This window comes from Acidilobus aceticus (genome assembly GCF_055392325.1).
In genome coordinates this window covers 647,272-661,527 of the sequence record NZ_AP042407.1, presented here as the reverse complement: position 1 = coordinate 661,527, position 14,256 = coordinate 647,272, and the positions used below count along the sequence as shown (strand labels likewise).

The following is a 14,256-nucleotide window of genomic DNA, read 5'->3' as shown; positions in this document are numbered from 1 at the left end:
TACCATGCATGTGAGGCTTCTTTACCTGGCCCTAGCTGTTGGCGTAGTGGCTTTCGCGCTGACGGGTCCCCAGGCGGCGGCCTGCAGCCGGTACTACACTATGATACCGAGGGGCAACTACACGCTCCTCACGCTTGCCGGCGTCAACAACTACAACGCCTACATAGGCGGCCTCCAGGACGGGGCCACTGCAATGATATCCCCCATGCTCTGGAACCTTGTAGGCGGCACAGGCAACGTGACCATGGTGCTCTCAGGAGGGCGCCTTTACGTTTATATTAACGTCACGGGCGTCTCGAGGGCCATCAAGTTCACGCCAGTGGTGGGCTTCCCCGACATAATGTACGGCTGGTACTCCTGGGGGCCCTTCTATACCAGGACCTCAAGCTACGGCTTCCTGAGCCTCCCCATGCCGGCCTCTGAGGTGCCTGACCTCTGGTCCGTGGTGAACTACTCCCTCTCGCTCAGCAGGGGCGCCTACAACGACTTCTCATACGACATATGGCTGGTCAGAAGCCCTGGCGTCACCTCGCTTGGGCCAAGCGACGTTGAGCTAATGCTCTGGATGTTTGCCAACCAGAGCCTCGCTGGGCTGCCGTACTGGGTCACGTGGAGGCCTATAACGATGCCGACGCTCATCAACGGCGATATTGAAAACGTGACCTACCAGGTCTTCATACTTCCCCGCAACGGGGGTCCCTCGGGCTGGATGCTCATAATACTGATACCTGAGGTCAACACAAGTGGCGGCCAGTACCACGGGCTACTTAAGGGCGAGTACGGCGTCAACCTGGGCGAGCTTATGAATGAGACCCTTAACATAATCGGGGAGTTCAACGGCACCCGGTGGGAACAGGGGCTCTACCTGAGCGTTATACAGCTCGGGGCCGAGGTTGACGCCCCAGGCGGCGATATGATTATGAACTTCAACGTCAGCTCCTGGTACCTGGTTAACGGCTCCCCCACAAACCTCTGCAGCGCGATGACCACGACCACAACAACTTCAGTTACAGCCCCACAGTTAACGAGCACAACAAGTAACGTCAGCACGCCCGTGGTCTCTAGAAGCCTCACAACTTCTTCCTCCGTACAATCCCCCAGGCCAGGCGAGGCTCATGAAGTCGAGGAGCTACTGGTCCCCGCTGTAGTTGTTATAACTGCGTTAATCGTAGCCCTTGCCCTGCTGACTAAAAGAAAATGACCTCACTTGAACCCGTAGAGGCTGAGGCACGTGGTGTAGCCCAGCCTCTCGCATATCGCGTACCTGGTGTCCGTGGAGTACCTGGCTCCGCCCTCCCTTATGTCCTTCCTCTGGTAGGCCACTTTCATCACCACACTTCATTAACCTTTCTAATCTTTAAAAACCTTTCTTAGTATCAAAGAATCTATTAAAATAGACATGAATGAGTAGAAAAAAGTATACAGCGCTCGACACCCGCTGAGGCGCTGACATGCATTTATTCTGCCTAGGCAACAACGCCGCGGGGCGAGGTTGCTGGAGCTAAGGCCTGAGCACTTCCTCAGGGCGAGGGAAATAGTCTCAAGGCTGTCCCTGGAGGAGGCCATAGCCCAGCTGGAGGCCATACCGTTCACGGACCTCCTCGACGAGGACGGAAGGCTCTCGGAGGAGAAGGCAAGGGAACTGGTCGGCAGCGGGGTCGGCATAGTCAAGAGGGTCTACGGCAACGGCGTCGTGAGGGACCTGGCGGCCGCCGCCAGGGAGCTCAACAGGCTGCAGCGGTTCCTTATGGAGAGGGTTGGCATACCTGCCATACCTGAGGAGGAGGGGGCGGGAGGGCTGATGGTGCCCCAGGCCACGGCCTTCCCCTCGCCCCTGGCAATGGCCAGCACCTTTGACCCCGGCCTGATGCTGAGGGTTGCCCAGGCCATTGGAAGGCAGGCCTCAAGGCTTGGCGTCAGGCAGCTCTTCTCCCCAGTGCTTGACCTCTGCCTGGACCCCAGGTGGGGCAGGTGCGAGGAGACTTACGGCGAGGATCCCAGGCTGGCTGCAGCCATGGGGGTGAGCTACGTCAGGGGGGTGCAGTCCCAGGGGGTGGCCGCGACGCTGAAGCACTTCGTGGCCTACGGCGCCTCGGAGGGTGGCAGGAACGGCGCCAACGCCCCCATAGGCTACCTGGACCTCAGGAACCTCGTTATGGTCCCCTTCGAGGCGGCCGTCAAGGAGTCCTCGCCCCTCTCAGTCATGCCTTCATACAACGACGTTGACGGGGTCCCAAGCCACGCCAACGGGCTCCTCATAGACGGCGTCCTCAGGGGCGAGTGGGGCTTCGGCGGCTTCACAGCGTCAGACGCCGAGGCCCTGAGCATGCTCATTGACACCCAGGGCGTCGCCCAGGGGAGGGAGGAGGCCGCGCTCCTGGCCATAACGTCAGGAGTTGACGTGGAGAACGGCTACGCGCCCATGAGGGAGAGGCTCTACTGGGCCCTGGCAGACATGGCCAGGTCAGGCAGGGCGCCGGAGTCCGTGATAAGGAGGGCTGCCGAGAGGGTGGTCGCGGCTAAGGTGGCCCTCGGCCTCTTTGAGAACCCTTACGTGAGCTACTCGGGCGAGCCGCTGGAGGAGCCTGGCGACAGGGAGCTGGCCAGGGAGGCCGCTGAGAGGTCCCTGGTGCTGCTTAAGAACGAGGGGGCCCTGCCCCTGAGGCGCGACGCTAGGGTCCTGCTGACGGGCCCCAGCGCCGCAGATGGCAGGGCCCTGCTCTTCGACTACCACCTCCAGGCCCACAGGGGCCTCAGGGAGGAGGTCACCAGGGTTGTGAGCGTACTTGAGGGCCTCAGGGGCCTGGGGCTCAACGTCGACTTCGTCAGAGTGAGCAGCTGGACCAGGTGCAGCGACGAGGAGGTCAGGGCTGCGGCCGAGGCCACACCCGGGCACGACGTAGTCGTTGCCGTCGTCGGCGAGGTTGCGGGCGGCTTCTGGCTGGCGGACCCCGAGGTTACCTCGGGCGAGGGGATAGACAGGGACCCCGTGCTGCCCGAGTGCCAGGTGAGGCTTCTCAGGGAGCTGGCCAGCGCTGGAGTTAAGTTGGTCACAGTGATCGTCTCCGGCAGGCCCTTGGCCATACCTGATGACGTGGTCAGGTCATCCGTGGCGATCCTGTACTCGTTCTACCCGGGCGAGGAGGGGGGCAACGCTATAGCGAGGGCCCTGGCGGGCCTGGTGAACCCCTCGGGCAGGCTTCCAGTGACGATACCGGCCTCCGTTGGTGACCTGCCGGTCAGGTACAACCTCCGCAGGTCCTCATACTCCAGGATCACCAGGAGGAGGCCCTCGGCGGCCTTCCCGTTCGGCCACGGGCTGAGCTACTCAAGGGTCGAGTACTCTGACCTTGAGCTGATTACCTATGACAATGGAGTCAGGGCCTCCTTTACAGTGAGGAACCTGGGCCCCCTTGATGTTGAGGAGGTGTCACAGCTCTACATGAGCGCTCCCTCCCAGGCCTACGAGAGGCCAAAGGTGGAGCTGGTGGGCTTCGCCAGGGTGCCCCTTAAGGTCAACGAGGCCAGGCGGGTCACGTTCAGCGTCAGCTATGAAGCTCTCTCGGTTTACCTGCCGGGCGACAGGCTTGTAGTGCCCGGGGGCACCTACAGCTTCTACGTCGGCCCCTCCTCCGCGGACCTCAGGCTGAGCGGCTCACTGAGACTTGATGAGGTGAGGCTCGGCGGCCGCGGCGGCGGCCTGTGGGCTGCGGTCAGCTACTGAGGGGCCCGCCTTGGAGTTCACTGCTGTCGCGTGCGACGACGGCGTCGTCAAAAAGCTGGGGGGCGGGGTCACGGCGGTCGCCTGCGTCTCCTACAGGGAGCTGTGGCCTCGCAGCGCCTCAATAGGCCTGATACGCGTCGATGGCCTCGACGCCACCTCAGTGATATCAGGCATGGTGTCGCTCATGGCGAGGCCCCCAGGGGTCATAATGCTGGACTCCATAACCATAGGCGGCTTCAACTTCGTCTCGCTGCCGGGCCTCAGCAGGCTGACGGGCATGCCCGTGGTCGTGGTGTACTCCTACATGCCTAGCCTCGGGAGGCTCTCAAGGCCGCTGAGGCAGCACTTCAGGGACGCGGAGCTGAGGCTCAGGGCCATATCGTTGGTCTCGGGCGCGAGGGAGGTTAACACGAGGAGGGGCAGGCTCTACCTCGTTACGTGGGGCATGGGCGTCGATGAGGCCGCTAAGCTCGTTGAGCTATACCAGTTTTTCACCAGGGTGCCTGAGCCCATAAGGGTGGCCCACAGGCTCGCCTCCGAGGCATCTGAGGTCCTGGGGCTACAGGAGGGGGCAGGCAAGGTAGAGTGAGGCGAGGAACATCAACCCAGGCCCCGCGAGACATTAGTTCTTGTCTATTTATTACAAACTTTAAAATGTAAAACAGCTGCCCAAGTACATAATATATTGAAATATTAAAATTAAAATAAATAAAATTGAGATAAGAAAGTTTTATAAGAAAGATCTTATAAACACGCGTCCCTTAGTAACAATCGGCGGCTGCCCTGTGAAGGCTGTTGGCGCCTTAGCTGCCATTTTAGTCATAGTTGTCGCGACCTCCCTGCTAACAGGGCTTTATCTTATACCTAAGCTGCTGCGCCACGGGGAGGAAATAATAATAAAGGCCTATGCCGTCGCGAACGACAGCGAACCCGTCCAACTGACCAACGCCTCCTTCTCGGTGTGGGCCTGGGCGCCGACCCCCGATGGGACGCAGTTCATTGCGGTGTACAACGGCACCGGCCCGCAGGCGAACATAAGCGCAGGGAGGCTGACCGGCTGGGCTGAGGACTGGGTGCACAGGTATGGCAGGGCCGTCGTGTACTCCCTGGAGCCCTCAATAATAATATGGGTCTCATACGCCGTGGACCTCCCTAACGGAAGCGTTGAGGTTATAGCGCAGCCCATCTACCAGCCCCTGAACCTGAGCCTTGCCCTGAGCGGCAGGGGAGCTGTAATAAGCGTGATAGTGGGCCATCCATTCAGGACTATTCTGGAAACCTCCGGCAATGGCATTAAGGTTACGGAGAACATGGGTGGGACGACGCCAGCGCAAAGCGCTACTACGACAACAGTCAGCACCACTATAACTACTGAGCCCGCCTCGCCTCCGTATTACCTAGTGCCTCACGTTCTGGCGTGGTATCCCAACGACACAGGCATGGCTCCAATAAGCCTCGCCCTGGCGGCAGCGCAGCCCAGCACAGTCAGCGGGTCAGGCTCCGCAAACGCGGTCATAGAGATCCTTGACGCCTCTGAGCTGGTTGACCAGTTCAGCGTGAACTCAATTACCCTGCTCGGCAGTGAGTTCGAGTCAGCCCTAGGAGACGCTGAGTCGGGAAAGCTTTTCCAGGCGGTCAGCGAGCTGTCCCCCCTGATGGGTGCCGCATTTACGTTCACGACAGGGGGTAAGGTGGTCGAGGGTAACGGAACCGAGGCTGACACCCCAACGCTTACCCTCAACTTAGGCCAGCTCTATATAGTGGGCCAGGGCGCGCTTGTCAACTGGACCGAGGAGGCGGGTTCATCTGTAGTGGCCTGGTACCTTGGCCTCCAGCTAACAGAGGTCCAGGTAGTAGAAGATAACGGCGCTGAGGCTCCAGCAGTATACGTCTGGCAGGCCTACGACAGGTGCGTCAACCTGAGCATGTGGGCCTACGAGCAGGAGCTGCTCATGCAGTCTCCAGGCCGCTTCCTCGGGACTGGCATGAACTCGACCTGCCCCCTGCCCAACACGCCAGCGCCCGTCATATGGCAGGACTATGCGACGAACCTGGCTTATTATGCCACCGTGAGCCCTGGCAGCACCCTCACCAAGGCCTTCGTTGACCTCTCGGTCGGGGTTAACGGGGCCAGCTCCCCCCTGGGCGTGGGCCTTGATCTGGGCTCGGCCATAGCGTCGGCGAGCAAGACTATTTCAATGATATTTGGCCGGGCTGAGGCGGCAGCGGCCGCGGACCTGATAGCTGGGGTCCTCAACCCCTTCCAGTACCAAAGCTATTCAGTGGCAGTCAGCGCAAACACTATCTTGATAGGCAATGGCCTGCCGAAGGGCTACTATGCCAGCGCATACTACAGCAACCTGACGCCTGTGTACTATAACGCCAGCGGCTACGGCTTCACGCTGCCCAGGGAGCTCGTGTTCATAAACCTCACCTCCTCGCCCTGAAGATGCCAAGAGATGTAACGGGCCAAAGAGGCTCACGGTCGCCGCGCCGGAACACACGAAGTTTTAATTCTAAGCCTCAAAGGCGCAAAAGCTGAAACTCCTTTGATTAATTTAGGGAAGGCTCCGCGGCCCCACTTAACCTTGCAAGGAAAATATATGTGTACATGTGATATTATGAGATAATAGCGGCGTCCTCCTCAAGCGGTTCCAATGACTTAGAGGTGGCCGTATGTGACCCCTTAAGAGGACGCCGTGAAAGGTTAGATGTAATTAAAAGGCTTTAGGCTATGAGTAAACTCCCTGGCTTCCCTCCGGCGAGAGGCCATGATAAGGGCCGTTACGTTTGACGTCTGGGACACGCTGCTGAACCTCAAGGTGGCCAGGGAGGCGATGATAGGGGCCGTCTCAAGGGCCACGGGAAGGCCCGTGGACGACGTCAGGAAGGCAGTCAGCGAGGCGGACAGGCACGTCAGGAGGCTCAGGCAGCTCAGGGGGCTCAGCGGCGCCGAGAGCGTCAGGGCCTCGGTCAGCTACCTGGCGTCATCCCTCGGCTACGGGGGCGACCTGCTGCAGGTTATAAACGATGCCGTGGCCTCCCTTGACGTGAGCGCCGTCGCCTTCCAGGACTCGCTGGAGGCAGTGAGGGATGTGAGGGGGCTGGGCCTCAGGGTCGGGGTCCTGGGGAACACCCTGTTCTGGTCGAGCTCCGCCACCAGGAGGCTCCTGAGCAGGGCCTTCGGGGACGCCTTCGACTTCATGGGCTTTGCCGACGAGATAGGCCACTCAAAGCCGAGCCCTGAGGCCTTCCTGGCCGCAGCGAAGGGACTGGGGGTTGACGTCAGCGAGCTCGTGCACGTGGGCGACAGGGCGTCGGAGGACCTGGGGGGCGCCCTGGCGGCCGGCCTCAGGGCGGTGCTGGTCGCCAGGGGCAGGGTGAGCGAGGCGATTGTGCTCCCGGAGCTGGGGTTTGCGGTGGTGCCTGACCTCAGGGGGCTCAGGCAGGTGATCCTGGAGCTCAGTACTCGCTGAGCGTGCCGTCCCTCCTGGCCCTGTTGAAGCCGTACGTGTAAACTGCGACTCCCAGGGGCAGCAGGACCACGTCATAGGCCAGGAGCACAAGTATGTACCAGAGGGCGCCGCCCACGCCGACGCCATCAAGGAGCGACAGCCTGAGGCCCTGGAGGGCGGGCGTCAGGGGCACGGCGTAGCTCAAGTACCTGAGCCACGCCGGGAGCACGGACACGGGGAACACGGTGCCAGCTATCAGTGTGGTGACCGTTGAGAAGAAGAACGCCACCGGGTTGCCCTGCTTGGTTATCATCACTACGCCCCCTGCCACCATTGATATGCCGACGGTAGCTATGAGCAGCTCGGCCACTATGATCACCGCGGCCAGCAGGCCTGAGGCCGCGTACCTGACGCCCAGGCCGTAGCCTATGGCCAGGGTAACAGCCATGCTTATCGAGTTCATTATGAAGCCCCACAGCGTCGAGTATATAAGCATGCCGAGGACCCCGCTCTGCGTCATCAGGTAGTACTCTATGGTGCCCATGAGCTGCTCGTTCCTCATCCTCCCGCTTATCGTCGTTATGACGGAGGACACGTAGCCCTGGAAGGCCAGGCCAATGACGACGAAGGGCGTGTACTCCTGGGGCCTCATACTGAAGGCCCCGCTCACTATCCTGGCGCCGAGGGCTGTCCCAGTGAAGTAGTATGTGAACACGGGGAGGACCCAACTGACCACGTTAAGCGCTATCTGCGTCCTGTAGGTGCTCCAGACCCTGAAGCCCCTTAGGTAAACGTAGGCGTAGAGCCTGGCGGCCACAACGCTCAGCCTCCTGGCCAGGCTCAAGCCATCCCACCCCTCCAGGCCCAGCCTCCCCTGACCCTGGACCTGTGGTCTATCTCCATAGTCTCCTCGCCCACCAGGGCGGCGTAGACGTCCTCAAGGGTCGGCTCGTCCTCCCTGTAGTACTCGGCCCTCCCGTCGAGCCTGTCGGCCATGCTCCTGGGCACCCTGAGCACCGCCCTGCTCCCCCTGACGAACGCCATGAACCTCCTCAGGTCCTGGGGGACGGCGTCGTAGGGGAGCGAGGCCTCCACGACCTTGCCGACCGCAGCCTTGAGGCTGGCAGGAGTGCCCTCGGCTATTATCCTGCCGTACTTTATCACGTAGATGTAGTCTGCCAGGCCCTCCACCTCGCCCATGTAGTGGCTAGTCATGAGGACGGCCTTGTCCCTCGAGAGGGACTTGACAAGACCCCTCAGCTCCCTGGCTGAGACCGGGTCGAGGCCCAGGGTAGGCTCATCCAGCAGCAGCACCGGGGGGTCGTGGATCAGGGCCCTGGCTATGGCGAGCCTCCTCTGCATCCCCAGGCTGTACTTCATGTACTGCACGTTTGCCCACCTGCCCAGGCCCACGAGCTCCAGCGTCTCCCTCGCCCTCCGCCTGGCCTCGCCGAGGCTCATGTCGTAGAGGCTCGCGAAGAAGAGCAGGTTCTCGTAGCCCGTGAGCCTGTAGTAGAAAAGCCTCTCGCCCGTCAGCACGAGCCCTATGCTTCCCCTGACCTCCTTGACGTCCCTTGTGACGTCATAGCTCATGACGTAGGCCTTCCCGGAGGTGGGGAGCAGGAGAGTTGAGAGTATCTTTATCAGCGTCGTCTTGCCCGAGCCGTTGGGGCCCACCAGGGCGACCACCGAGCTCCTGGGGACCCTGATGCTCACCCCGTCCAGGGCCCTGACCTCCAGCGACTTGACCTTGAACACCCTCGTCAGGTCCTGGGTCTCAACTGCCTCCGTGCCGCTTCACTCTCTCACTGATATATCGGAAACACTAGCCAAATAAGCTCAGCGGCTGCACAGGAGCAAAAGCCTCGAGGCCACCCTCATGGCCCTGAAGTCGCCCCTCGGCATAACGCCCCTCCTCCTCATGGACTCCACGAGCCTTCCCAGCTGCTCCGTCGTGACCCCGAGCGCCTTGGCCGCGGAGCTGAAGTCCTCGGCCGACGCTATGGCCTTGACCGCCCTGAGCTCCTCCTCGCTCAGGCTGCCGCAGAAGGAGAGCGGCAGCGTCACCCTCTCCAGGGCCTCCTCCACGGCGTCAACTATCAGCTCCCTCAGCTCGTCGGGCTGAACGAAGAGCTGGTCATCCAAAATTATCACCTCAACCCCGAGCCTCGAGGCCACCGCCCTGGCCGCCTCGTCCGAGTAGCCCCTGGCCACTATGGCTGGCCTCATGCCCGTGAGCACGGAGTTAACGTAGGCCTGCCTGACGGAAGACACGTCAACCAGGCCGGCCTTGACCTCGACTGCGTATAGGACGTTGTCCTTCTCTGCAACTATGTCTATGTCCGAGGCCTCGACGCCGTCTACTATGACCTTCCTGTGGAACTCCAGCACCCTGAAGCCCATGGACTCCAGGCGGGAGGCCGCTATGGACTCGCTGGCCCTGAGCACCGGCTCACCGAGCTCCCTGTGGAGGCCAAGGTAAATACTGTAATGCCTAAGGATAAGGCTGAAATACCTTGGCATCCCGCGCTCTGCGGTGAAGCTTTTGTCCGGCGCCCTGACGGTAGACGTGGCCCTCATAGGAGGGGGCGGTGCCTCCTACCCAGGAGCCTTCGAGCTCGCCAGGGCGGGCCTTAGGGTGGCCCTAGTTGACGACAGGGAGTTCCTAGGGGGCGAGTGCCTCCACAGCGGCTGCGTGCCCTCAAAGGCCCTCAGGGAGTGGGCCCTGAAGGTTGACGAGGCAGTCTCCATCGGCGCTAAGGTGGACCCCGACGAGGTCTGGAGGAGGGCCGTTGACGCTAAGGACAGGGTCCAGTCCCAGGTGTTCTCGCAGCTGAAGTGGATGGCCGAGCAGCTGTCCGAGAGGCTGACCGTGCTCAGGGGCTGGGCCACCATAGTGAGCGACAGGGAGCTCAGGGTCAGGACCCAGGAGGGCGAGCTCACCGTAAACTTCAGGTACCTCCACATAGGGGCGGGCTCGGTTAACGTGGTGCCCAGGATCCCTGGAGCGGAGCTCTGCATGACCAGCGATGACCTCTACACCTACATGAGGACCCCCAGGGAGCTGCCGGACTCAGTGGCCATAGTGGGGGGCGGCTACATAGGTGTCGAGGCGGCCGAGGTGCTCTCAAGGTTTGGAGTCAAGGTGACCCTCGTCGAGATGATGGACAGGCTCCTGCCCAACATGCCCATGGACCTCTCGAGGGCGGCCCTCAGGGCACTGCAGAGGAGGGGCGTTGACGTGAGGCTCGGCTACGCCGCCTCCTCGGTTGAGAGGAGGGGCCAGGCCAAGGTCCTCAGGGCGACCTCAAGGGACGGGGGCTCCATAGAGGTTCAGGCCGACGAGGTTATAATGGCGGTTGGCAGGAGGCCCAGGCTTGAGGGCTACGGCCTCGAGGTCCTGGGCCTCGACGTTGGCCCCGGCATAAGGGTGTCCCCAGGCATGAGGACGAGCAGGGAAAACGTGTTCGCTGCCGGCGACGTCGCTGGAAAGGCCATGCTTTACCACGCGGCCGTGAGGGGCAGCCTGGTGGCGGCCAGGAACATCCTAGTCGGCAGGGAGGCCTACAGGATGAGCTACCTGGACGTTCCCTCCGTCGTCTATACCGTGCCGGAGATGGGCTACGTGGGCTACACCGAGGAGGAGCTCAGGGCCATGGGCGTTAAGTTCGACGTCATAAGGTACAGCATGAAGGCCAACTCCTACACGTTAATGCTGGGCCACCAGGACTCGTGGGTCAAGGTGCTTGTTGACGAGCCCGGCAGGGTGCTCGGGGCCCAGGCCTTCGCCCCCGAGGCCCACGCCATACTGACTGCCTTCGCCATGGCCATGGGCTCAGGCCTTGACGCGGAGAGGCTCTACTGGCTGGCCCCGCCACACCCGTCGCCGATGGAGGTCCTGGCCGAGGCCTTCAGGCAGGCCTGATCGCCGCGGCGAGGCCCCTAGCTCACCTGGTCACCTTGGACTCCAGCTGGGCCACGAGCTCGGCTATGTCGGGCCTCTCGAACAGCTTCCTGGGCCCCTCGAGCATCTTATTGAGGGCCTCGGCAACGGCCTCCTTGAGGTCCAGCGGGTGGAGCCTCCCCTCCACGTAGGCCTTCTCGAGCTCAGCGTAGCTCGTGAAGTCAACGGGCCCGCCGTACTTGGCAGGCCTCTCAACGTGCAACGTGAAGCCGGGCCTCGAGAACAGTATGTACTTAGCTATCTCGATCACCGGGTTGAGCTCCACCTGCCTTGGAGGGCAGTAGGCAGCCCTTATCTTGGCCCTGACCTGCTCTGGGCTGTCATTGAGGAATATGGCCGAGGAGGCCTTTGACTTGGACATCTTGAAGGCGGCGGCCTGCTCGTCGCTCTCCACGTTGTCCATTCTCTTGCCGCCCTCGAGGCCGGTCAGTATCGGCGTGTGGAGCGCTATCACCTTCTTCCTCCCCATCCTCTCGGCCACCTCGCGCTGGAGGACGTGGGCCTTCCTCTGGTCAAGCCCGCCGAGCGCTATGTCCAGGTCCATGTAAATTATGTCAGACACCTGCATGGCTGGGTAGACAAGCTTGGACGAGTCGAGCTCCGCCTCGTCCATAGTTCTCCCCATTATGGTGAGGGCCCTCTTCATCCTGGCTAGGCTGGTCATCTTCATCACCTTGAGCACCAGGGCCCAGTAGTCCTTGTCAGAGACCATGGCCTCGGCGTCAACGAAGTTTATCCTGTCGACCGGTATGTCCAGGGACCTCATGATCTCCCTGAAGAGGACCGCCGCCCTCCTTATGAGCTCCATGTTGCCCCCGAACTTGTCGTTTATCATGGCGTGCCAGGTGGCCTCAAGGACGTTGAACTGCACGCCCGCCTCCACGAGGTCCTTAACCTTGAACATCCATATTAGGTGCCCTATGTGGGCCAGGCCGCTGGGCTCGTAGCCTATGTAACCCTTGAGCTGGGCCCCGGAGCTCACCTTCTCCTTGAGCTCGTCATAGGTTATGACCTCTACCAGGTTCCTCGTAATTAATGACAGCCTCTCCTCCGCGTCCAAGCTGATCCCAAGATGTGAGCCTACCAGGGGTAAATTTATGTTATCAGAGCCCGGGTATCCTGGCCCTCTCGAAGCGCTCCCCCTGCCCCATGGGCTTCGTGGCGTCCACCCCCACCTTGGCGGTGAGGCCGTCCTGGGAGCTGCTGGGGTCAAGGGTTGACCCCCTGGCCCCCGTGACTATGACGAGCCCCCTGTCGGCCTGGAAGCGGGTTGCTATGGCCCACTCCACGTCGTAGGGGTCGTCAACGTTTATATCGTCATCCACGACGACCACGTGCTTGAGGCTCGGGTGGGCCGCAAAGGCTGCCATTATGGCGTTCTTCGCGTCCCCGTCGTGGCTCTTCCTTATGGAGATCACAGCGTGAAGCCAGGTGCCGCTGGCGGGGGTCAGCCTCACGGCCACCACCTCAGGCACGACCCTTGAGACGGCGTCGTATATCGCGGCCTCCCTGGGGAAGCCCATCAACATGCCGTGCTCAAGGCCGCCGGGGAGGATCACGTGGGAAACCTCGTCCGGGTTTATTAGGACTGACCTCACCTCGAGCACGGGCTGCTTCCTCACCCTGTCATACCCTCCCATGGCCTCGACGAAGGGTCCCTCGTCGGCCTGCTCCGAGGTCAGGTAGCCCTCCACCACCGCTGAGGCGCCAGCCGGCACCGGGTTGCCGTGGAGGGGGCTCCTGAAGACCTCAAGCCCGCCAACCATAGCCGACGCGCCCCTGAGCTCGAAGAACCCCAGTGGCGGTGATGAGGCCGCGGCCAGCAGGACCGCCGGGTGAACGCCAACAACAACCGTGACGGGCAGGGGCTCGCCCCTTGACATGGCCTTGTTGTAGAGGTACCACAGGTGCCTGGGCACGAGCCTCACGGCCGCCCTCCTCTCGCCCAACAGCATGACCCTGTGTATGCTCGCGTTGCACACGCCGTCGTAGCATGCAATGAACATGGCGCTTGACAGGTAGAGGCCGCCGTCCCTCTCGTAGAACTTGACCGCGGGGAGCGAGAGGAGGCCCCTGGAGGCCTCCCTGAGCCTTGGCATGCCGACCTCCCTCAGCTCGCCCTGCTCGCTCATCGCCTTCAGCACCCTGCGGTACGCGTCCCTTAGGTCGCTCGCCGAGAGCGCCTTGATTACCTTGTCCCTGTTGTCAACCACGTTACCTACCGCCTCCTGCTCCGAGCCCTCCACCAGGAACCTGACGGCTTTGCCCCTGCCCTGCCTCCTCTTCAGCTCGGCCGCGGCCGCGAACTCCCTGGGCAGGCGGCCCACGTCTTCGTAGCCTATCTCCTCGACAAACTCGCTGAGCGAGGCCCTCAAGCCAAGCCCTCGCTAAGTACATGGGTCCAGGTTAAAGACCCTAATCCTCAGGAGGCGTCAGCGCGAGCCTCACGGCGGCCCTCATGTTCTTATCCTTCAATGGGAGCGGGAGGCCCAGGTCGCCCCTTGACGTGCCATACTCGTCGACCACCTTAAACTCGACCCCAGCCTCGAGCAGTGAGCTGGCCACCTCCTCCCAGCCTGTCCCGGAGCCCAGGAACACGGAGAAGCTCTCGGCCGGCGCCGCCCTAATTATCGAGGCCGCCTCGCGGCCCACGTCGCTGCAGCCCACGGAGGAGGCGTGAAATATCATGCCGTCAGCTAGCGCCGCCACGCCGCAGGACCTCCTGCCGGGGTCTATCCCTACCCTGAGGCTCGAGAAACTGCTGAGGGGGTAAGCTATGGCAAGGAGCAGCGCCCTGAGCGGGTCCTCCTCAAATATCTTGGGCCTGCCGTCCACCTTGTCTGCCAGCAGCCTGTACTCCGGGGAGCCCGGCACCGGCATGACGGCGACCTCCCAGGAGGAGGCGACCTCAAACGTTACGTTCACGCCCTGGGGGGCCAGCAGCCACAGCCTCCTCCTCAGCTCCCTTATCCCATCTGGGTCTGCCCTGAGCCAGAGTATCCTCCTGGCGACCCGCTCCTCACCGTGAGGGCTTTGGCCTGCTGAAGTTAAAAACCCTCACAAGGTTTGAGCCGTGAGGGCCGCTATAGCAAAGGAAGAAATAAGGGTGAGCT

Annotated in this window: 13 protein-coding genes; 6 read left to right on the top strand and 7 right to left on the bottom strand. The window is 61.9% G+C overall.

The features are described 5' to 3' along the window. The first annotated feature begins 4 nt into the window (after positions 1-4). Positions 5-1,201, top strand: a complete 1,197-nt coding sequence (locus ACZ5OO_RS03540; protein ID WP_464078486.1) for a hypothetical protein — start codon at positions 5-7, stop codon at positions 1,199-1,201. A gap of 2 nt (positions 1,202-1,203) precedes the next feature. Here ACZ5OO_RS03540 and ACZ5OO_RS03535 read toward each other — a convergent pair whose 3' ends face one another. Further along, positions 1,204-1,332 (bottom strand): hypothetical protein, encoded by a 129-nt coding sequence (locus ACZ5OO_RS03535; RefSeq protein ID WP_464078485.1) that lies wholly within the window; start codon positions 1,330-1,332, stop codon positions 1,204-1,206. A gap of 160 nt (positions 1,333-1,492) precedes the next feature. Between ACZ5OO_RS03535 and ACZ5OO_RS03530 the strand changes: the two genes are divergently transcribed. From ACZ5OO_RS03530 to ACZ5OO_RS03515, 4 genes are all read left to right on the top strand, one after another. Further along, positions 1,493-3,724 (top strand): beta-glucosidase, encoded by a 2,232-nt coding sequence (locus ACZ5OO_RS03530; protein ID WP_464078484.1) that lies wholly within the window; start codon positions 1,493-1,495, stop codon positions 3,722-3,724. 10 nt (positions 3,725-3,734) lie between these two features. After that, a complete protein-coding gene (locus ACZ5OO_RS03525) occupies positions 3,735-4,313 on the top strand; it encodes an endonuclease dU (RefSeq protein ID WP_013267294.1) in 579 nt (192 codons plus the stop codon). Positions 4,314-4,509: 196 nt separating this feature from the next. Then, positions 4,510-6,171: a hypothetical protein gene (locus ACZ5OO_RS03520; RefSeq protein WP_013267293.1), complete on the top strand. Its 1,662-nt coding sequence runs from the start codon at positions 4,510-4,512 to the stop codon at positions 6,169-6,171. Positions 6,172-6,495: 324 nt separating this feature from the next. Beyond that, the gene (locus ACZ5OO_RS03515) at positions 6,496-7,200 is read left to right on the top strand and encodes an HAD family hydrolase (protein WP_013267292.1); all 705 of its coding nucleotides are present in this window, start codon (positions 6,496-6,498) and stop codon (positions 7,198-7,200) included. Here the strand turns inward: ACZ5OO_RS03515 and ACZ5OO_RS03510 are convergent. The 3 genes from ACZ5OO_RS03510 to ACZ5OO_RS03500 all read right to left on the bottom strand — a co-directional run bounded on the left by ACZ5OO_RS03510 (position 7,187) and on the right by ACZ5OO_RS03500 (position 9,702). Then, the gene (locus ACZ5OO_RS03510) at positions 7,187-8,023 is read right to left on the bottom strand and encodes an ABC transporter permease (protein WP_013267291.1); all 837 of its coding nucleotides are present in this window, start codon (positions 8,021-8,023) and stop codon (positions 7,187-7,189) included. The genes ACZ5OO_RS03515 and ACZ5OO_RS03510 overlap by 14 nt on opposite strands. Further along, entirely contained in the window at positions 8,020-8,937 is a 918-nt protein-coding gene (locus tag ACZ5OO_RS03505; protein WP_013267290.1) for an ABC transporter ATP-binding protein, read from the bottom strand. The genes ACZ5OO_RS03510 and ACZ5OO_RS03505 overlap by 4 nt, the downstream gene beginning before the upstream one ends. An 81-nt stretch (positions 8,938-9,018) precedes the next feature. Then, positions 9,019-9,702 (bottom strand): endonuclease of RecB family, encoded by a 684-nt coding sequence (locus ACZ5OO_RS03500; protein ID WP_013267289.1) that lies wholly within the window; start codon positions 9,700-9,702, stop codon positions 9,019-9,021. 22 nt (positions 9,703-9,724) lie between these two features. Between ACZ5OO_RS03500 and ACZ5OO_RS03495 the strand changes: the two genes are divergently transcribed. Further along, positions 9,725-11,104 (top strand): dihydrolipoyl dehydrogenase family protein, encoded by a 1,380-nt coding sequence (locus tag ACZ5OO_RS03495; protein WP_464078483.1) that lies wholly within the window; start codon positions 9,725-9,727, stop codon positions 11,102-11,104. A gap of 22 nt (positions 11,105-11,126) precedes the next feature. On the opposite strand, the gene ACZ5OO_RS03490 is transcribed toward ACZ5OO_RS03495, so the two are convergent. The 3 genes from ACZ5OO_RS03490 to ACZ5OO_RS03480 are packed head-to-tail and all read right to left on the bottom strand — an operon-like array spanning position 11,127 to position 14,068. Then, positions 11,127-12,203, bottom strand: coding sequence for a tyrosine--tRNA ligase (locus tag ACZ5OO_RS03490; RefSeq protein WP_464078482.1), 1,077 nt, complete (start codon positions 12,201-12,203; stop codon positions 11,127-11,129). A 43-nt stretch (positions 12,204-12,246) separates the two neighbouring features. Beyond that, positions 12,247-13,518 (bottom strand): UbiD family decarboxylase, encoded by a 1,272-nt coding sequence (locus ACZ5OO_RS03485; RefSeq protein WP_013267286.1) that lies wholly within the window; start codon positions 13,516-13,518, stop codon positions 12,247-12,249. 40 nt (positions 13,519-13,558) lie between these two features. Then, positions 13,559-14,068 carry a hypothetical protein gene (locus ACZ5OO_RS03480; RefSeq protein ID WP_013267285.1) on the bottom strand — a complete coding sequence of 170 codons (510 nt, stop codon included), beginning with the start codon at positions 14,066-14,068 and terminating at the stop codon, positions 13,559-13,561. Between the last annotated feature and the right edge of the window lie 188 nt (positions 14,069-14,256).

What these genes read in the sequence shown, in the direction of transcription:
- ACZ5OO_RS03540 (WP_464078486.1), top strand. Translation starts at nt 5, where the DNA reads ATGCATGTGAGGCTTCTTTACCTGGCCCTAGCTGTTGGCGTAGTGGCT.
- ACZ5OO_RS03515 (WP_013267292.1), top strand. Translation starts at nt 6,496, where the DNA reads ATGATAAGGGCCGTTACGTTTGACGTCTGGGACACGCTGCTGAACCTC.
- ACZ5OO_RS03500 (WP_013267289.1), bottom strand. Translation starts at nt 9,702, where the DNA reads ATGCCAAGGTATTTCAGCCTTATCCTTAGGCATTACAGTATTTACCTT.